18 protein-coding genes and 1 pseudogene are annotated in these 16,765 nt (G+C 71.8%); 13 read left to right on the top strand and 6 right to left on the bottom strand.

The features are described 5' to 3' along the window. Window positions 1-7: 7 nt before the first annotated feature. Window positions 8-1,402, bottom strand: a complete 1,395-nt coding sequence (locus LGR69_RS17660; RefSeq protein WP_230366834.1) for an amidase family protein — start codon at window positions 1,400-1,402, stop codon at window positions 8-10. A 319-nt stretch (window positions 1,403-1,721) separates the two neighbouring features. On the opposite strand from LGR69_RS17660, the gene LGR69_RS17655 reads away from it, so the two are divergent. After that, complete coding sequence (locus tag LGR69_RS17655; protein WP_007560031.1) at window positions 1,722-1,883, top strand: hypothetical protein; 162 nt, start codon at window positions 1,722-1,724, stop codon at window positions 1,881-1,883. Between the two features lie 72 nt (window positions 1,884-1,955). Here the strand turns inward: LGR69_RS17655 and LGR69_RS17650 are convergent, their stop codons facing one another. Both LGR69_RS17650 and LGR69_RS17645 read right to left on the bottom strand, forming a co-directional pair. Beyond that, window positions 1,956-2,864 carry a metallophosphoesterase family protein gene (locus LGR69_RS17650; RefSeq protein ID WP_007560029.1) on the bottom strand — a complete coding sequence of 303 codons (909 nt, stop codon included), beginning with the start codon at window positions 2,862-2,864 and terminating at the stop codon, window positions 1,956-1,958. Window positions 2,865-2,927: 63 nt separating this feature from the next. After that, window positions 2,928-3,419, bottom strand: a pseudogene (locus LGR69_RS17645) (VIT1/CCC1 transporter family protein); the annotation flags it as partial. A 286-nt stretch (window positions 3,420-3,705) separates the two neighbouring features. Between LGR69_RS17645 and LGR69_RS17640 the strand changes: the two are divergent. Genes LGR69_RS17640 through lpxK form a run of 3 tightly spaced genes read left to right on the top strand, consistent with a single transcriptional unit; the run spans window position 3,706 to window position 6,817 of the window. After that, window positions 3,706-4,491: a lysophospholipid acyltransferase family protein gene (locus tag LGR69_RS17640; RefSeq protein ID WP_230366833.1), complete on the top strand. Its 786-nt coding sequence runs from the start codon at window positions 3,706-3,708 to the stop codon at window positions 4,489-4,491. Further along, a complete protein-coding gene (locus LGR69_RS17635; RefSeq protein ID WP_230366832.1) occupies window positions 4,488-5,819 on the top strand; it encodes a 3-deoxy-D-manno-octulosonic acid transferase in 1,332 nt (443 codons plus the stop codon). Before LGR69_RS17640 ends, LGR69_RS17635 begins: the two co-directional genes overlap by 4 nt. Beyond that, a complete protein-coding gene (gene lpxK / locus LGR69_RS17630; RefSeq protein ID WP_230366831.1) occupies window positions 5,819-6,817 on the top strand; it encodes a tetraacyldisaccharide 4'-kinase in 999 nt (332 codons plus the stop codon). Before LGR69_RS17635 ends, lpxK begins: the two co-directional genes overlap by 1 nt. Here the strand turns inward: lpxK and LGR69_RS17625 are convergent. Together LGR69_RS17625 and LGR69_RS17620 are read right to left on the bottom strand one after the other, a co-directional pair. Next, complete coding sequence (locus LGR69_RS17625; protein WP_007560020.1) at window positions 6,795-7,013, bottom strand: DUF2093 domain-containing protein; 219 nt, start codon at window positions 7,011-7,013, stop codon at window positions 6,795-6,797. The two genes, lpxK and LGR69_RS17625, sit on opposite strands and share 23 nt — an antisense overlap. A 52-nt stretch (window positions 7,014-7,065) precedes the next feature. Further along, a complete protein-coding gene (locus LGR69_RS17620) occupies window positions 7,066-8,052 on the bottom strand; it encodes a bifunctional riboflavin kinase/FAD synthetase (protein WP_230366830.1) in 987 nt (328 codons plus the stop codon). 291 nt (window positions 8,053-8,343) lie between these two features. Here LGR69_RS17620 and LGR69_RS17615 point away from each other — a divergent pair, with 291 nt between their 5' ends. From LGR69_RS17615 to LGR69_RS17590, 6 genes are all read left to right on the top strand, one after another. Further along, window positions 8,344-8,727, top strand: a complete 384-nt coding sequence (locus tag LGR69_RS17615) for a response regulator (RefSeq protein ID WP_007560016.1) — start codon at window positions 8,344-8,346, stop codon at window positions 8,725-8,727. Between the two features lie 110 nt (window positions 8,728-8,837). Further along, window positions 8,838-9,371: a protein phosphatase CheZ gene (locus tag LGR69_RS17610; RefSeq protein WP_007560015.1), complete on the top strand. Its 534-nt coding sequence runs from the start codon at window positions 8,838-8,840 to the stop codon at window positions 9,369-9,371. 111 nt (window positions 9,372-9,482) lie between these two features. After that, entirely contained in the window at window positions 9,483-10,277 is a 795-nt protein-coding gene (locus LGR69_RS17605) for a creatininase family protein (RefSeq protein ID WP_230366829.1), read from the top strand. Between the two features lie 70 nt (window positions 10,278-10,347). Continuing rightward, window positions 10,348-11,064 carry a DUF1223 domain-containing protein gene (locus LGR69_RS17600; protein ID WP_230366828.1) on the top strand — a complete coding sequence of 239 codons (717 nt, stop codon included), beginning with the start codon at window positions 10,348-10,350 and terminating at the stop codon, window positions 11,062-11,064. 122 nt (window positions 11,065-11,186) lie between these two features. Further along, window positions 11,187-11,744 carry an RNA polymerase sigma factor gene (locus tag LGR69_RS17595; RefSeq protein ID WP_230366873.1) on the top strand — a complete coding sequence of 186 codons (558 nt, stop codon included), beginning with the start codon at window positions 11,187-11,189 and terminating at the stop codon, window positions 11,742-11,744. Next, window positions 11,744-12,406 (top strand): NrsF family protein, encoded by a 663-nt coding sequence (locus LGR69_RS17590; RefSeq protein ID WP_230366827.1) that lies wholly within the window; start codon window positions 11,744-11,746, stop codon window positions 12,404-12,406. The genes LGR69_RS17595 and LGR69_RS17590 overlap by 1 nt, the downstream gene beginning before the upstream one ends. 3 nt (window positions 12,407-12,409) lie before the next feature. Here LGR69_RS17590 and LGR69_RS17585 read toward each other — a convergent pair whose 3' ends face one another. After that, a complete protein-coding gene (locus LGR69_RS17585) occupies window positions 12,410-12,901 on the bottom strand; it encodes a YcgN family cysteine cluster protein (protein ID WP_007560010.1) in 492 nt (163 codons plus the stop codon). A gap of 239 nt (window positions 12,902-13,140) precedes the next feature. Between LGR69_RS17585 and LGR69_RS17580 the strand changes: the two genes are divergently transcribed. From LGR69_RS17580 to LGR69_RS17570, 3 genes are read left to right on the top strand one after another with little or no spacing between them, the layout of a single operon-like run. Continuing rightward, entirely contained in the window at window positions 13,141-15,441 is a 2,301-nt protein-coding gene (locus tag LGR69_RS17580) for a transglycosylase domain-containing protein (protein WP_122159301.1), read from the top strand. 4 nt (window positions 15,442-15,445) lie between these two features. After that, window positions 15,446-16,150 (top strand): DUF1214 domain-containing protein, encoded by a 705-nt coding sequence (locus LGR69_RS17575; protein ID WP_122159299.1) that lies wholly within the window; start codon window positions 15,446-15,448, stop codon window positions 16,148-16,150. Beyond that, window positions 16,138-16,764 carry a DUF1254 domain-containing protein gene (locus LGR69_RS17570; protein WP_007560007.1) on the top strand — a complete coding sequence of 209 codons (627 nt, stop codon included), beginning with the start codon at window positions 16,138-16,140 and terminating at the stop codon, window positions 16,762-16,764. The genes LGR69_RS17575 and LGR69_RS17570 overlap by 13 nt, the downstream gene beginning before the upstream one ends. Window position 16,765: the final 1 nt, after the last annotated feature.

The raw sequence follows: 16,765 nt of genomic DNA, 5'->3' as shown, positions 1-16,765 counted from the left end.
CGTCGGCTCAGACGGGATCGACAGGCATCTCCGGCACCCCGGCCGCCTCGATCGCGGCGCCCGCCGCCAGGCACAGGTCTTCCCGGTACCGGGCGGCCACGAGCTGGACGCCGACGGGGGTCCGCCCGACGAGGCCGGTGGTGACGGTGAGCGCCGGCACACCGATCGGCGCGAGCCCGACCTGCAGCAGGTTCGCCTCGAAGGCGCGCTCGATCCCGGCCGTGCCGGTGCGGTCGAGCCCGTCCGGGAACGGCAGCTCCGCGGAGACCGGCACCAGCAGCACCGGATGCTCGGCGAGGAACAGCGACCATTCCCGAGCCAGCGTCGCCCGGCGGACGAGTGCCTTGGCGATGGCATCCGGCGGCATCGCCTCCGCCCGCCCGCGGAAAGACTCGAGCAGATCGATGGCCGCCGGATCGCCCTCGCGGTCGGCCGCCGCCCGGGCCGCTTCGTAGCCGTCGCCCAGCCAGAGCTGCAGCTGCAGCGCGCTGGCCTCGCGGATCGGTGGCGTGTCGGCGATCTCCTCGACCGCCCAGCCGGCCTCGGTCAGCCGGCGCGCCGCCTCGCGCAACGCGGCCTCGACCTCCGGCACGACCGCGAGGCCCCCGGGCCGCACGCACAGGGCCGCCCGGCACGGTACCGCGGGACCGTCCAGCGGCGCCGGCACCCACCACGAATCGCGCGGGTCGGCGGCCGCCATCGCGTGAAGGCCGAGACGCAGATCCGCGATGCTGCGGGCAAGCGGGCCCGACACCGCCATGAGCTGCGGCCCGATTCCGCGCTCGGGCGACGAGGCGTTCCAGGCCGGGATCCGGCCGAGGCTCGGGCGCAGACCGTGCACGCCGCAGGCATAGGCCGGATAGCGCACCGAGCCGGCGATGTCGGTCCCGTGGGCGATCGCCCCGATCCCGGCGGCCACCGCGGCGCCCGCGCCCCCGGACGAGCCCCCGGGCGTCAGCGCCGGATCGCGCGGGTTCTTGGTCTCCCCGTGCAGCAGGTTGGCGGTGAACCAGCGCAGCGAGAAGGCCGGCGTGTTGGTGCGCCCGAGCAGCACCGCCCCGGCCCGGCGCAGGTTGGCCACAACGGGGTTGTCGTCGGCCGCCACGAGGTCGCGCTGGAGGCGCAGCCCGTTCGTGGTCGCGAAGCCGCGCTGGTCGACATTGACCTTGATCGTCACGGGCACGCCGGCGAGCGGCCCCAGGGCGTCACCGCGGGCGCGGGCGGCATCGACCGCGTCGGCCTGCGCCAGCACCTCCTCGGGGCGATGCTCGACCACGGCGTTGATCCGGCCGTTGACCGCATCGAGCCGATCGAGGGCGGATTGCGCAACCTCCCGGGCCGAAACCTGGCCGGTGCGGATCAGGGCCGAGAGGTCGGTCGCGGTCAGACGCCAGAGCTGCATGAGAGGTCCCTTCGCCGAGCCCTGCGGGGGCGGGATTCGCTTTTGATTCGTGTCGCGCGGGGCCGCGGCGCGGTCCGGCGTCACCTTATTCTGTATGCAAGGGACCGGCCGCATTTTTAAGCACGCATCGATCGCGAGCGGTGGCAACGGTTTCCCGCACTGCAGCAGAAGCCGCTAAGCATTTCGCCGTAGCCGACCCTTGCCAGACATAGATCGATTGATAACCTCGTCATTGTTCGCGCGTTCGACCGGCCAGACCAGCAGAAGGATCGCTCTCCTCCGACGAAGACAGGCAACCTCCAGCACAAGGCAGGCTTCCATGGCAGAGATGATTCGCGTCAAGCCGACTCACGACGGCACCTACACTGTCTATCGCGGGACTCTCGCGTTGATCAGCGGCCTGACCCGCCTTCAGGCCGAGCGCTACGAAGCCAGCATCAGCCAGCAGCAACGGGCCGAACTCGCCTCCGCGAGCAATTGAATCCCGCGCCGAGGCCGGCCCCCGAACGGGTGCGGCCGGCCTCGGAGCGCACGACGCTCAGGGACGCGGACGTCAGTCGAGGGCGATCGGTCCGAGGTCGCAGACGGTTCCGCCCGCATCGAGGCCGCGCCGTCGCGCAGTCACCGCGTAGCCGGCACCATTCCGAGTGATCTCGTAGAGCAGGTAGGAGGCGCGGCGTGCCGCCAGGCCGCCATGCCCGTCCGGCCGCGCCGATGCCGAGGGCGCACCGATCACCGGCACGAAGCGTCCGTCCGGTCCCGGGACCAGGGCGCTGGTGGTGGTGTGGTTGTGGCCATGCAGGATCAGCTCGGCCCCGGCGCGCGCGATCATCGCCGTGAAGGCGGCGGCATCCTTGAGCTCGCGCCCCGATGACGCGCCCCCCGGCTGCGGCGGGTGGTGGATCATCACCACCCGGAACGGCTTTCCGGGCTCCGTGGCCAAGGCCCGCAGCAGGGATTCGGCGGCCGCGAGCTGCGGCGGGCCGAGCCGGCCGGTCGCCACGAAGGGCTTCGTCGGGATGGCGCTCGACAGGCCGACCAGCGCCACAGGCCCACGCCGCCGCAGATAGGGAAACCGGCCGGACGAGCCCGAATCGTCGCCGGTATAGCCGCTGCAGGCCGCCAGCAGACCTTCCAGGGAGCCGCGGACATAGGCGTCGTGATTGCCGGGGACGAAGCTCACCGTCTCGGGCGAGCCCAGCGCTTCGAGGAACGTGCGCGCGGTCTCCCACTCGCTCGGCAGGCCGATGTTGCACAGGTCGCCCGTGCAGGCGACATGCGCGGCCCCCTGCTGCTTCAGATCCGCCACCAGGGTCTCGAGCACGGTCATGTCGTGGCTGCGCGACCGGCCCCGCCGCCAGTTGGCGTAGCCGGTGGCGCGCTTGCCGATGAGCTGGTGCAGGCGCACGCGGCCCAGCGGGCCGACATGCGGGTCACTCAGATGGGCCAGGCGGAAGGTCAAGGCCGACGATCAACGCTCGAGAGGGGCAGGACGCGCCCCGCATCGCGGTCGCGAGGCCCCGCGTCAAGCGCTGCCGATGAGCATCCCGGCGGCGAGGACCAGCGCGCCCCCGAGCATCACCTGCAGCGCCGCGCGCCAGAACGGCGTCGCCATGAAGCGCGTGCGGATCGCCGCGATCGCGACCAGCTCGACGATCACAACCAGGACCGCGAGGCTGGTGGCGAGGAGGAACGGATCCGGCCAGCCCGGCGGGAGCTGGTCCGGGATCGCGTAGGGCAACGTATGTCCGAGGCCGCCGAGCGTCGTCATCACGCCGCAGACCAAGCCACGCATCCAGGGATCCCCCCGCCCGGTGACGCTGCCGTCATCCGACAGCGCCTCCGTGAAGCCCATGCTGATGCCCGCCCCCACGGAGGCCGCGAGCCCGACCAGGAAGGTCGCGCCGTTATGGCCGGTGGCGAAGGCCGCCGCGAAGATCGGCGCCAGGGTCGAGACGGATCCGTCGATCAGGCCCGCAAGCCCGGGCTGCACGTAGCGCAAGGCGAAGACACGCCGGGCTTCGGCGACCTCGGCCGCTGTATCGAGGGCTGCTGCCATGGGCTCGCACTCCTGTTTAGATGAATTCCAATCTATAGTTTGGAACGTATCTAAACAAGGAGGGTTCGATCTTTTGTTGGACGCGGGTCGAGCTTCCGCGGAGCGGGCGCACGACGAAGGGACGATTCGCTATCCCCGGCGGCGCGCGAGTTGCGTTGGCGCGGGCCAGGGGACTAGACCGTGGGCGGACGAATCCCCGCCCGGTCCGTTCGGGCTGCGCCGCTCCGGCTGCCACAAGCGTCTCATGAGTCTCGGCAAGCGCATCCTTCGCCATCCCGCCGTCCAGCGCATCCTCGGGCGCATGGCGGCCGGGTATCTGCGGCTCGTGCAGGCCACGAACCGCTTCGAGGTCCATGCCGATGCGGCCGGCCCCGGTGCCGCGGATGGGTGGATCGACGCGCAGGTGCCGCTCATCGCCGGGATGTGGCACGGGCAGCACATCATGATGCCGTTCATGCGCCGGCCGAGCGACCGGGTGGCCACGATCATCTCGAAGAGCCCGGACGGCAACATCAACACGATCGCGCTGGAGCATCTCGGCGTGCGGGTGATCCGGGCCTCCGGCGCCCGGGGCCGGGACCGGGCGACCGATACCCGCGCCAAGGGCGGGGCCGAGGGGTTGCGGGCGATGCTGCGGGCCCTCAAGGCCGGCGAGTCCGTAGCCTTCAGCGCGGACGTGCCGAAGGTCTCACGCCGTTGCGATGCCGGGATCCTGACGCTGGCACGCTTCTCGGGCCGGCCGATCGTCCCGGCCGCCGTGGTGACGAGCCGGCACCTGCGCTTCAAATCCTGGGACCGGGCCTGTCTCGGTCTGCCGTTCGGGCGGGGCGCGGTTGTGCTGGGCGCGCCGATCTACGTCGCCCGCGATTGCGCCGGCGAGGAGTTCGAGGCGCTGCGGCGGCGCCTCGAAGCCGAGATGAACCGGGTCCATGCCCGCGCCTACGCGCTGGTGGGACGTGCCGACCGCGCAGCGCTCTATCGCAGCACGCCGCCGGCCGCGGGTGTCGATCCGGTCGGAGAATCCGCGTGAAGCTCCCGTCCGTGACCCTGCCGTTGCAGGTCTACCGTGCCGGCCTGCGGGTCGGCGAGCCCGCCCTGGCGGGCCTCCTCGCCTGGCGTGCCCATCGCGGCAAGGAGGATCCGCTGCGGCTGCCCGAGCGGCGCGGCCTGCCGGGCCGGGCCCGTCCGGTCGGGCCGCTTGCCTGGATGCACGGCGCCAGCGTCGGCGAGGTCCTGTCGCTGATCGGTCTGGTGGAGGGCATGATCGCCCGAGGCTTCTCGGTGCTGGTGACCACCGGCACCCGCTCGGCTGCCGAGTTGATCCGGGGGCGGCTCCCGCCCGGGGCGGTGCACCAATACGTGCCGCTCGACGCGCCGCGCTGGGTCGCGCGGTTCCTCGCCCATTGGCAGCCGAACCTCGCCATCGTGGCCGAGTCCGAGATCTGGCCGAACACGATCCTGGAGCTGGACGCCCGCGAGATCCCGCTCATCCTGGTCAACGGCCGGATGTCGGAGCGATCGTTCAAGGGCTGGGAGCGCTGCCCGCGCACCGCCAAGGCCCTGCTGTCGCGGATCGCGGTCTGCCTGACGCAGACCCAGGAGGACGGCGCGCGCTACGCCAAGCTCGGCGCGCCCCGGGTCAGCATCACCGGCAACCTGAAATTCGACGCCCAGGTCCCGCCGGTCGATCCGCAGCAACGCGCCTATCTGGAGGGCATGATCGCCGGCCGGCCGGTCTGGGTCGCGGCGAGCACCCATCCGGGCGAGGACAGCATGGTCGCCTACGCCCATGCGGTGCTGAAGGCGCAGTTTCCGAAGCTCTTGACGATCCTCGCTCCCCGTCATCCGAGCCGCGGCGCCGAAGCGGCCGAAGCCGCGGCGGCCTACACTCTGCGCAGCGCCAGACGCTCCAGCGGCGGTCGGCCCCATCCGTCCGTGGAGATCTACGTCGCCGACACGATCGGCGAGCTGGGCCTGTTCTACCGGCTCGCACCGCTGGCCTTCCTCGGCGGCTCGCTCGTCCCGCATGGTGGCCAGAACCCGATCGAGCCGGTGCGCCTCGACACCGCGATCTTGCACGGGCCGCACACGGACAATTTCGACGCGGTCTATCGCGCCCTCGACCGGGCCGGCGCCGCCCTGCCGGTCAAGGACGGCGTCGAGCTGGCCGCCATGGTCGGCGAGGTCCTGGGCGATCCGAGGCGTCTCGCCGGCATGGTCCAGGCCGGTCCGGGGGCGCTGCGGCCGTTCGAGGGGGCGGTCGGGCGCACGCTCGCGGTGCTCGAACCCTTCGTGGCGCAGATGAAGCTTCAGCGGCTCGACCGGGGCGATCTCGCGCGGCCGCTCGCGCGGGCCTGATGCGGCCACCGCGCTTCTGGACGGCGGGGGCCGACCACCCGGCCGCGCGGTGCCTCGCACCCCTCGGCGCGGCCTACGGCGCGCTCACCGCCCGGCGCATGGATCGGCCCGGCGCCAGAGCCGGCTGCCCGGTCCTGTGCTTGGGAAACTTCACCCTCGGCGGGGCCGGCAAGACGCCCGCCGCGATCGCGGTCGCCGCCCTGCTCACGGAGCTCGGCCGAAAACCGGCCTTCCTGTCCCGGGGCTATGGCGGGCGTCTCGCCGGCCCGGTCCGGGTCGATCCCGACGGTCATGCCGCCGCGGATGTCGGCGACGAGCCGCTGCTCCTCGCCCGCCACGCGCCGACAATCGTAGCCCGGGACCGCCTGGCCGGGGCGGCGCTGTGCCGGAGCCTCGGCGCCGACGTGATCGTCATGGATGACGGGCTGCAGAATCCGTCGCTCGCCAAGGATCTCGCCTGGGCGGTGGTCGATGGCGGCGCCGGCATCGGCAACGGCCGCCCGTTCCCGGCCGGTCCCCTGCGCGCGCCGCTCGCGCGGCAATGGCCCCATATCGCGGGCCTGATCCTCGTCGGCGACGGCGCGCCCGGCGCGGGGGTTGCAGAGATCGCGGCGCGCCGCGGGGTGCCGGTCCACCAGGCGCAGCTGATCCCGGAGGGTGCCGATTTCGCCGGTCGGCGCTGCCTGGCCTTTGCAGGGATCGGCCGGCCCGAAAAGTTCTTCGCGACGCTGCGCGGGACCGGCGCCGTGATCGCGGCCGAGCGGCCCTTCCCGGATCATCACCCCTATCGCGACGCGGATCTCGCCGCGCTCGCCGCGGAGGCGGCCCGGCTCGGTGCGGATCTCGTGACCACCGAGAAGGATGCCGTGCGGCTGCCCGCCGCCTTCGCGACCCGGGTCGACGTGCTGCGCGTGCGCCTCGTACCGGGTGATCCGGAGGCGCTGCGCCGCCAGATCCGGCAGGCGCTGTCGGAGGCTACGGACGTCCGGTTTCCTTGAGGCGCTTCATGATCGCCTCGGGCGACACGTAGGCTTCCTGCCGCGTGGCGCTCCAGTAGCGCAACCCGTCCAGCGGGATCGACTCGCCCGTGACCGCGCAGCGCACGAAGCTGCCGGGCTTGACCACCCGCATGGTGCCGTCCCCGTACTCGACGACCGCCTCGCCGTTCTGTCCACGCTCGTAGCGACCCAGCACATCCGCCTCCTGATCAGGCCCGCCTTCTACATCATCTCACGCGTTCGGAGAATCAGGCGAGCATCGATGGGGTCCGGTCGGCGGTCAGCAGGGACCGGGCCGTGTCGGCGTCGATATGCATGCGCGCGATCAGCGCCTCGGCGCTGTCGAACCGCTCCTCGCCGCGGATGTAGCCGACGCATTCGACCGCGATCTCCCGCCCGTAGAGGTCGCCCGCGAAATCGAACAGGTAGACTTCCAGCAGCGGCGCGCCGTCGTCGAAGGTCGGGCGGCGCCCGTAGCTCGCGACCCCGTCGCGGATCTCGCCCGGCCCGAGGCGCACGCGCACCGCGTAGATACCGTGCGCCAGGCCGCAATCGGGCAGCATCACGTTGGCGGTCGGGAAGCCGAGCTGGCGCCCGCGCTTGTCGCCGTGACGGACCTGGCCGAGCACGAACCAGCGATAGCCGAGCAGCGCGTTGGCCCGGGCGACGTCGCCCGAGGCCAGGGCCGCGCGGATCGCGCTCGACGAGACCGGCTCCGTCTCGCCCCCGAGGGCGACCGGCTCCACGATCCGGCAGCCGAGCCCCGCCTCGCGGCAGAGCTCCGCCAGGATTGCCGGCGTGCCTTCGCGGCCACGGCCGAAATGGAAATCGTGGCCGACCACGACCCCGGACAGGCCGAGCGAGCCCTTGAGGAACGCGAGCACGAAGGCGCGCGCGCTCGTGGCGGCCAGCGCGCCGTCGAAGCGACGCACGATCAGCCCGTCGAGGCCGAGACGGGCGAACACGATCTCCTTCGCGGCCAGCGAGGTCAGGCGGAACATCGGCGCGTCGGGTGCGAAATAGGCGCGCGGATGCGGCTCGAAGGTCAGCACCGCCGCCGGCCGGCCGGCCTCGCGCGCCGCCGCGCGCACGTTCTCGACCAGCACCCGGTGACCGCGATGGACGCCATCGAAATTGCCGATCGCCGCGACCGCGCCGGACAGGGCGGGCGGGACCGGAGCGTCCGCGCCGCAAATCGTGAAGGGCCGCATGGCCGGTTCGTCGCCTGAGGCCATCGATTCGGGGTCGGAGACTCGGAAGGGTCGGATGGAAGCGCCTGAGCTGTCCGCGTCAGGCCCGACGCCGCCGGACCCTGCCGAAACCCGCCCGGAGGGTCAAGCGAAGCGACCGCGCTGCGACATTGCAGGAGCCGGCCGCGAATGACACACCTGCAGATTAACGGCTTCGCAATGCGCGTGCCCTATTTTAAATGCTGTGCAGCGCGGCTATTTTGCGGCGTTAGTGAAGCGTTCATCTTTCCGGGAGCCGCCGCGGCTTCCCGCCGGGCAATACGGAGCAGTTGGTCTATGGCTCTCGATCTGAGCATGCCGATCCTCGTTGTCGACGATTACCAGACGATGGTCCGAATCATTCGGAATCTACTGAAGCAACTCGGCTTCGAGGAGGTCGACGACGCGTCTGATGGTACGGCAGCACTGGCGCGGCTCAAGGACCGCAAGTACGGCCTGGTCATCTCCGACTGGAACATGGAGCCGATGACCGGCTACGAGCTCCTCCGGCACGTGCGGGCGGACGAGAACCTGCGGACCACGCCGTTCATCATGGTCACCGCCGAATCGAAGACTGAAAACGTCATCGCGGCCAAAAAGGCCGGCGTGAACAATTATATCGTGAAGCCCTTCAACGCGGCGACGCTCAAATCCAAGATCGAGGCCGTCTGCGGGAACTGATGAGTTCCGTGGCACGTCCCACGCGCCCTCCGGCGAAGCCCTCGGCACGCCGGAAGACGCCCAAGAGCGATGCCGCCGGCATCGATGGTCGCCGATCCCAGGAGGAGAGCATGGCTTCATCCGCCGCGCGCCAGCCCGATATGCGGTTCCGTGAGCCGCACGCCGTGATCTCCGAGTTGATCGAGATCGCGGATTACATCGCCCACCTGCGCGAGGAGATCGGCGCGCTCCGGGCGAACGAGATGAGCCGCGACCGGATCCCCATGGCCCATGAGGAGCTCGGCAGCGTCGTCGAGGCCACGGCCGGGGCGACCAACACGATCATGGAGGCCGCGGAGGCGATGCTGAGCCTCCCGGACGGGCCGGGCTACCGGGATGCGGTCGAGGAGCGAATCAACACGATCTTCGAGGCCTGCGCGTTCCAGGACATCACCGGCCAGCGCATCGCCAAGGTGGTCGAGGCCCTGCGGCTGTTCGAGCAGCGGCTCGCTCGCTTCGTGGGCGCCGTGAAGGCCCGCGATGCCACCTCCACCGATCCGGCGGAGCTGGCCCGCCGCGCCCGTGCCGAGAACCTGCTCCTCAACGGCCCCCAGGCCGTCGAGGAAACCCCGTCCCAGAACGACATCGACGCCCTCTTCGCCTGACCGGCTCCAAATCGGTCGACCGGCATTCGACGCGGGGCGCTTGGGCGGTATAGATCGCCGTCGGCAACCGGCGCCGAACGGTGGTTTCGAGGGAAGGTCCAGGCCAGGATCATGGTGGCGCGGCTCTGGTCCGATCTGACCACGGACGATCTGGCGCGGCGCGACATGCGGCGCGCCGTTGCGGTGCTGCCGGTGGCCGCCATCGAGCAGCACGGCCCGCACCTGCCGCTCGGCACGGACGCGATCATCGCCGAGGGCTACCTCGCTTGCGTCCGCGCGCTGGTCCCTGACGACCTCGACGTTCTGCTGCTGCCGGTCCAGACCATCGGCAAATCCGACGAGCACGACGCCTTTCCGGGCACGCTCTCGCTCGATACCGGGACGGCCCTGGCGGCCTGGACCGGGATCGGCGCCGCGATCCGGCGCGCCGGGTGCCGCAAGCTGGTGATCGTCACGAGCCATGGCGGCAACAGCGCCCTGATCGATCTCGTGGCCGGCGACCTTCGGGCGCAGTACGGCCTCGTCGCGGTCACGACATCCTGGGCCCGGTTCGGCTACCCGGACGGACTGTTTCCCGCCGACGAGATCGCGTACGGCATCCATGCCGGCGGCGTCGAGACCGCTTTGATGCTGGCCCTGCGGCCGGATCTGGTGCGGACCGACCGGATCGCCGATTTCCCGCCGCGCAATCGCGCCATGGTCCGGGATTTCACCCATCTGCGCGCCGGCCGGCCCGCCGCTTTCGCCTGGAAGGCCGGCGACCTGCACCCCTCCGGAGCTATGGGCGACGCCCGCTTGGGCTCCGCGTCGGCCGGCCGGACCGCGCTCGATCACGGTGCCGCCGCCTTCGTCGAGCTGCTGCGGGACGTGGATCGGTTCGAGCTCGACGGATCCGATCGGGCGTAACCGGCGCCGGCATCCGGCCGAAAGATCGGTCACGCGCCGGCACTCTCCGCCGGTGTCGGGAGGCCCGGCCATGAAAAGCGTCGCGTTGATCTCCGCTGCCCTGATGCTCGCCGCCGTGCGCCCGGCCGTATCGCTGGAGCGCCCCGTCGTCGTCGAGCTGTTCACCTCGCAGAGCTGCTCGTCTTGCCCGCCCGCGGAGGCGCTGATCGGCCGGCTCGCCCATGAAGGTGCGGAGGTGCTGCCGCTGGCCTTCCACGTCACCTACTGGAACCATCTCGACTGGCGCGACCCCTATTCGCTGCCGGCCGCCACCGCCCGACAGAACGACTACGCCGCCCGGTTCGGCGGCCCGAGCTACACGCCACAGGCGGTGATCGACGGCCAGGCGGGCCTCGTCGGGTCGGACGAGGCCGCGCTGCGGTCGGCAATCGCGCAGGCGCGGAGCGCCGGGACGTCGGTCCCGGTGACGCTGGCGCGTGACGGCGGCCGCCTCACCGCCCGGGTCGGGGCGGGCCGCGGCGCCGGCCGGGTCCTGCTGATCGGCTTCGACCCGAGCCACACCAGCCGGGTCCTGCGCGGCGAGAATGCCGGGCGCACCCTCGAGCAGGCCAACGTCGTCCGGGCGATCCAGGATCTCGGCCCCTGGTCCGGCGCCGCCGCGACCGTCGAGGCCGCCGCGCCCGCCGGCGAGACGGCGGCCCTGCTTCTGCAGGCGGAGGATGGCCGCATCCTGGGCGCGGCCCGCCTCGACGAGCGCCCCGGCGCTGTCGCGGGGGGGCTGCGATGATGCTGTCCATGTCGGGTGGCTTGGCGGGTGGCTTGGCGGGGGGCGGATGGGTGCTGGCGCCGGACGCCAACCCCGGGCTAGACTCGATGCAGGCCGGGGAACGGATCGGCGGCGGGGCCCGCATGGCGCTCGAAGGGGAACTGGCCGCCATGATGGCGGCCGCGCAGGGTGGCGACGCGGCCGCGTATCGCGCCCTGCTGAAGGCCTGCCTGCCCGTCGTCTCGGCGATCGCCCGGGCGCAGGGCGTGCGCGGCGAGGCCGTGGACGACGTCGTCCAGGACACGCTGATGACCGTGCACCGGGCGCGCGCCAGCTACGATCCGGCGCGGCCGTTCCTGCCGTGGCTGCGCGCCATCACCCAGCGCCGGGCGATCGACCGCCTGCGCCGGGCCGGCCGGCGGCCGCGGGAGGTTCACGATCCCCTCGCCTACGAGGCCGAGGCCGATCCCGGCCCCGAGCCCGGCCAGGGTCTCGAGGCGCGCGACCGCGCCGCCGCCCTGGCGCGCGCCGTCGCGTCCCTGCCGGACGGTCAGCGGCAGGCCGTGGAACATCTCGGCCTGCGCGAGCTGTCGCTGGACGAGACCGCGGTCCTCACCGGGCGCAGCAAGGGCGCCCTCAAGGTCAACCTGCACCGGGCCCTGAAGGCCCTGCGCGCCAACCTGATGCAGGAGCGGCGCTGATGGCCGATCTGGCCCGTCACGAGCGGCTCGTCGAGGAACTCGCCGGCAACCTGAAGCCGGTCCGGCCGCTGCCTTCTCCCGCTCTTCGCGCCGCTCTGTGGCTCGGCGCGGCTCTGCTCATCGGGCTGATCCTGGCGAGCCGGATCGACACCAGCGGCTTCATGCTGCGCATGGGCGTGCCGGATCTCGCCTGCGCGGCGCTGGGCGCGGCGCTGACCGCCGCGAGCGCGGCCTTCGCGGCTTTCGCGACCAGCGTGCCCGGCCGCTCCAAGCTCTGGGCGCTGCTGCCGCTGCCGCCGCTGGCCCTCTGGATCGGGGCGAGCGGGTTCGGCTGCCTGCGCGACTGGATCGCCCCCGGCACCGGCCAGCCGCATCCGGAAGAGGTCGCCGGCTGCTTCAGCTTCCTGGTCTGCGTCTCGGTGCCGCTCTCGGTGCTGATCGTGGTGATGCTGCGCCGCGCCTGCCCGCTCCGGCCGAGCCTGACGGCAGCCCTGGGCGGGCTGGCCGCTGCGGCTGCGGCCGCGACGCTGCTGATGCCGTTTCATCCGCATGATGCCACCGCGGTGGATCTGCTGATCCACGCGGTCGCGGTCGTCGGGGTGATCGGGCTCAACGGCCTCGCGGGCGGCCGGCTGCTCGGCCGCCGCGCCGGGCTCGCCTGAGGTTCACGGCGCGTCCGGATCCGCTCCCGGCCAGGCCACGATCCGGTCCGGAAGCTCGTCGTCGGAAAATTCCTCCTCGTTGCCGGCGAGCCGGCCCCGGATGGAGATGCCGGCCTCGTGCACGCTGGAGGCGCGGCCCGAGACCAGGGGATGCCACGGATAGAGCGGCTCGCCGTCCCGGATGAGGCGATAGGCGCAGGTCGGCGGCAACCAGGGGATGGTGCGCACCGCCTCCGGGGTCAGGCGGACGCAATCGGGCACGCGCTTCTGGCGCCGGGCATAGTCGCGGCACCGGCAGGTCAGGCCGTCGAGCAGGGTGCAGCCGATATCGGTGTGGTGGACTTCGCCGGTCTCGTCGTCCTCGAGCTTGATCAGGCAGCAGCGACCGCACCCGTCGCACAGGCTCTCCCACTCGGACGGCGTCATGGCTTCGAGGGTCTTGGTCCGCCAGAACGGCTCGGCGACCCCGCGGCGCAGCGCCTCGGGCTTGGACATCGGTTAATCTCGCGATCGGGAAGAGCGTGTCTCTGCCCGAGCCGACGCCGCGGGGCAAGCGGCCCGGCCTGCGGCGAATCACGAGACTGCGCAGAGCCTCGCCGACCGTTCCGGATCCTGCTAAGGAAGGGCTCGCCGCGCGGTGTCTCGGCCGCGGGATCCTGGCCCGCGGCGCGGGCGCTCGATCCTTCGCCGCCAAGATCCGCCGCAGAGGCGCTCGACAAGCCGGGTCCGACAACGTGCGCCTGCCGACGCTCACCGAGATCAAGATCCGCATCGAGCGCGCCGCCCTGGCGTTCGATGCCTGGGTCAATGCCGGCCTGTACGACAGTGGTCGGTCCACCGGCGCGGCCTACGAGCGCTACCAGCGGGTCATGAGCCGGTTCGCGGTGCATGGCTGGAAGCGGTTTGCGCTCGACCTGACCAGCGAGGCCGTCACCCTCGGCGCCGGCGGCGCGGTGCTGCTGCTGGCCTTCGCGCAGCCCGCCTTCCAGCTGACCAGCGAGAACTGGCTGAAGCAGCAGGACCTCGCGGTGACCTTCCTCGACCGCTACGGCACGGAGGTCGGGCGGCGGGGCATCAAGCACGACGACTCGCTCAAGCTCGACGAGTTTCCCGACATCATGATCAAGGCGCTGGTCTCCACCGAGGACCGGCGCTTCTACGAGCATTGGGGCATCGACCCGATCGGCACCCTGCGGGCGCTGGTGAACAACTCGCGCGGCGGCGGCAACACCCAGGGCGGCTCCTCGATCACCCAGCAGCTCGCCAAGAATCTCTTTTTGACGAACGAGCGCTCGCTCGAAAGAAAAATCAACGAGGCGTTCCTGGCCCTGTGGCTGGAGAGCCACCTGACCAAGAACGAGATCCTGAAGCTCTATCTCGACCGCGCCTATATGGGCGGCGGCACCTTCGGCGCCGTGGCGGCGGCGGATTACTATTTCGGCAAGCCGCTCAAGGACATCAGCCTGGCCGAGGCGGCCATGCTGGCGGGCCTGTTCAAGGCGCCGACGAAATACGCGCCGCACGTCAACCTGCCCGCCGCCCGCGCCCGGGCGGCCGACGTGCTGCACAACATGGTCGAGGCCGGCTTCGTCACCGAGGGCCAGATCCAGACGGCGCTCCGCAACCCGGCGACGCCGGTGACCCGCACCCGGGACATCACCGCCGATTACTACCTCGATTGGGCCTTCGGCGAGATCAAGGGCATGGCCGATGCGGGCAAGCTCCGCAGCGACCGGGTGCTCACCGTGAAGACGCCCCTGGACCTCGCGATCCAGAAGCGGGCCGACGACGTGGTCGCCGACATCCTGCGCAAGTCCGGCGACGCCTTCGACGTGGACGAGGCCGCCATGGTCATCCTCGACCCGGACGGGGCGTTGCGCGCCATGGTCGGCGGCGCCGATTACGGCGAGAGCCAGTTCAACCGCGCCACCGACGCGCTGCGTCAGCCCGGCTCCTCGTTCAAGCCCTACGTGTACTCCGCCGCCCTCGCCTCGGGCCTCTACAAGCCCGAGACCGTGGTGGTCGACAGTCCGGTCTGCATCGGCAATTGGTGCCCGCAGAATTACGGCCGGTCCTATGCCGGCCGGGTGCCGATGTGGCTCGCGGTGGCGAAGTCGATCAACACGATCCCGATCAAGATCTCGATCGCGCTGGGCAAGGCCATGGGCATCAGCCACGAGGCCCGGGCCGCCAAGGCCGGGCGCGCCAAGATCATCGAGACCGCCCACCGGATGGGCATCACCTCGAACCTGATCGACACCGTCTCGATGCCGATCGGCTCGGACGAGGTGACGGTGATCGACCAGGCGGCCGGCTACGCGGTGTTCGCCAATGGCGGCTTCAAGGCCAAGCCCTATGCGGCCATGGAGGTGAAGAACTCGTCGGGCGAGGTGATCTACCGCCATGCCGACGAGCCGCCGGATCGGGTTCTGTCGCCCCAGGTGGTGGCCGACATGAACTTCATGCTCAACAAGGTCGTCGAGGAGGGCACTGGCAAGCGCGCGCAGCTGGAAGGCGTGAAGGTCGCCGGCAAGTCGGGCACCACCAATGCCTACCGGGATGCCTGGTTCGTCGGCTACACCGGCAATTACGTCGGCGCGGTCTGGTTCGGGAACGACGACCACACCTCGACCAACAAGCTCACCGGCGGCTCGCTCCCGGCCCAGCTCTGGCACGACGTGATGGAGCCGGCCCATCAGGGCATCGAGATCAAGGGCCTGCCCGGCCTGAAGGACAATCCCCGCGCCGCCCAGCAGCAGGCGTCCGGCGGGCCCACCGCCCCGCTCGACCCCAATGCCAGCGCCTACGGCAAGCTCTCGCGCCGCTCCTTCGAGGTGATCGGCGGGCTCAACGGCCTGTTCCGCACGGTCGAGCGCGCCCCCGCCGGCGAGGCGCGGCCGGATGCCGGCGGCGCCGACAAGGCCACGCAGAAGACCGACCGGAAACCGGGCGACCGGGCCGCGGCCCCCCCGGCGCAGCCGCGGGAGGTGGCCGAGGGCACCCGATCCGTCGGCGGCCGCATCGAGCTGCGGTGATCCGATGAGGCTCGTGATTCCCGGAGGCCCCGGCCGCAGCGCCGCGGCCGGAGACGATCGACCCGTGTCGAAGGTCCGGTCCCTCGGCGGCGCCGGCCGTTTCCTCGCCCATCTCTGGCGCAAGAGCTCGGTCGCCGGCCTGGCCGTCTATGCGCTGGGGCTCGGCGGGGTGCTCGGCCTGGCCAGCGCCGACTGGGCGACCCGCGGCGGCTACCCGTTCGGCGGCGTTCAGGTCGGCGCCTGGACGGCGTGGCCCAAGGCCGGGGCGGGCAATGCCGATCCCTATACGCGGGCGGTCAACGCCCGCCGGGGCGAGATCCCTCTGGCGGTGGGTGAGGGCCTGCTGCTGACCGCTTCGGTGGACGACCAGGGCCAGGCGCTCGACGCCACCTGCAGCTACCGCGTCGGCGGCGGCACGCCCCCGGCCCGGGCCTGGACCCTCACGGTCGCCGGTCGCGGCCCGCGTGATCCCGGCCGCCCCGCCGTGCGTGAAGGCTTCACCTCGACCGAGGTGCTGCGTGGGGCCGACGGGCGGTTCTCGGTGGTGCTCGCCCCCGACGTCCAACCCGGCAACTGGCTGCCGAGCCCGCGCGACAGCGGCCCGGTGCGTCTGGCGCTGCGGCTCTACGATACCCCGGTCGCCGCCAGCGTCGGCTCGCTCGATCGGGATTCGGTGCCGGCCATCACCCGCCTGGGATGCGCCTCGTGAGCCTGCGCTTCGTCTACGCCACGCTGATCGGCCTGGTGCTCGCCGGGATCGTGCACATCGCCGCGGTGCTGGCGATCCCGGTCCTGTCCGAGAAGGATGCCGTCTCGCGCGCCCGGACCAGCGAGAACCTGGACCACCCGCAGCCGATCTACACCATCGCCACCGGTGACGAGCCCTCCCCGCCCGAGGCGTGGCTGCCGATCCCGGACCCGGCCGTGGCGGTGGGCGTCTGCGCCTACGATCTCGCCGACGGGCCGATGCGCGTCTCCGCCAGGACCGGGCCGCTGTCGCTGTCGCTCGCGGCCCATGCCCGCCGCGGCGCCTTCTACGCGGTGACCGACCAGGCCGCGGTGCGCGGCGCCCTCGACCTCGTGATCCTCACCCGCGCCCAGTACGACGAGGCGCTGGCCGACGACGACGAAAACGATCCGAGCCGCGACGTGCGCATCGTCGCGCCGGACAATCGGGGCTTCGTGGTCGTCCGGGTGATCGCGGGTCTGCCGAGCCAGCGGCCCGGTGCCAACGCCGCGGTCCAGTCCGTCTCCTGCACCACCGACACGCCGACGGACGAGCCCGCCGGCAAGGACGCCGGCGGCAAGCCTGCGGGGCGGTAAC

It is taken from the genome of Methylobacterium brachiatum, from assembly GCF_020523825.1.
Taxonomy (GTDB): Bacteria; Pseudomonadota; Alphaproteobacteria; order Rhizobiales; family Beijerinckiaceae; genus Methylobacterium; species Methylobacterium brachiatum.
Note: the sequence above shows the minus strand (reverse complement) of the source record. Positions and strands in the feature narration are given on the sequence as shown.

What these genes read in the sequence shown, in the direction of transcription:
- LGR69_RS17620 (WP_230366830.1), bottom strand. Translation starts at nt 8,052, where the DNA reads ATGGCCTCAGGCGACGAACCGGCCATGCGGCCCTTCACGATTTGCGGC.
- LGR69_RS17660 (WP_230366834.1), bottom strand. Translation starts at nt 1,402, where the DNA reads ATGCAGCTCTGGCGTCTGACCGCGACCGACCTCTCGGCCCTGATCCGC.
- LGR69_RS17600 (WP_230366828.1), top strand. Translation starts at nt 10,348, where the DNA reads ATGAAAAGCGTCGCGTTGATCTCCGCTGCCCTGATGCTCGCCGCCGTG.
- LGR69_RS17595 (WP_230366873.1), top strand. Translation starts at nt 11,187, where the DNA reads ATGGCGCTCGAAGGGGAACTGGCCGCCATGATGGCGGCCGCGCAGGGT.
- LGR69_RS17615 (WP_007560016.1), top strand. Translation starts at nt 8,344, where the DNA reads ATGGCTCTCGATCTGAGCATGCCGATCCTCGTTGTCGACGATTACCAG.
- LGR69_RS17655 (WP_007560031.1), top strand. Translation starts at nt 1,722, where the DNA reads ATGGCAGAGATGATTCGCGTCAAGCCGACTCACGACGGCACCTACACT.
- LGR69_RS17575 (WP_122159299.1), top strand. Translation starts at nt 15,446, where the DNA reads ATGAGGCTCGTGATTCCCGGAGGCCCCGGCCGCAGCGCCGCGGCCGGA.
- LGR69_RS17590 (WP_230366827.1), top strand. Translation starts at nt 11,744, where the DNA reads ATGGCCGATCTGGCCCGTCACGAGCGGCTCGTCGAGGAACTCGCCGGC.
- LGR69_RS17605 (WP_230366829.1), top strand. Translation starts at nt 9,483, where the DNA reads ATGGTGGCGCGGCTCTGGTCCGATCTGACCACGGACGATCTGGCGCGG.
- LGR69_RS17640 (WP_230366833.1), top strand. Translation starts at nt 3,706, where the DNA reads ATGAGTCTCGGCAAGCGCATCCTTCGCCATCCCGCCGTCCAGCGCATC.
- LGR69_RS17610 (WP_007560015.1), top strand. Translation starts at nt 8,838, where the DNA reads ATGGCTTCATCCGCCGCGCGCCAGCCCGATATGCGGTTCCGTGAGCCG.
- LGR69_RS17570 (WP_007560007.1), top strand. Translation starts at nt 16,138, where the DNA reads ATGCGCCTCGTGAGCCTGCGCTTCGTCTACGCCACGCTGATCGGCCTG.
- lpxK (WP_230366831.1), top strand. Translation starts at nt 5,819, where the DNA reads ATGCGGCCACCGCGCTTCTGGACGGCGGGGGCCGACCACCCGGCCGCG.
- LGR69_RS17585 (WP_007560010.1), bottom strand. Translation starts at nt 12,901, where the DNA reads ATGTCCAAGCCCGAGGCGCTGCGCCGCGGGGTCGCCGAGCCGTTCTGG.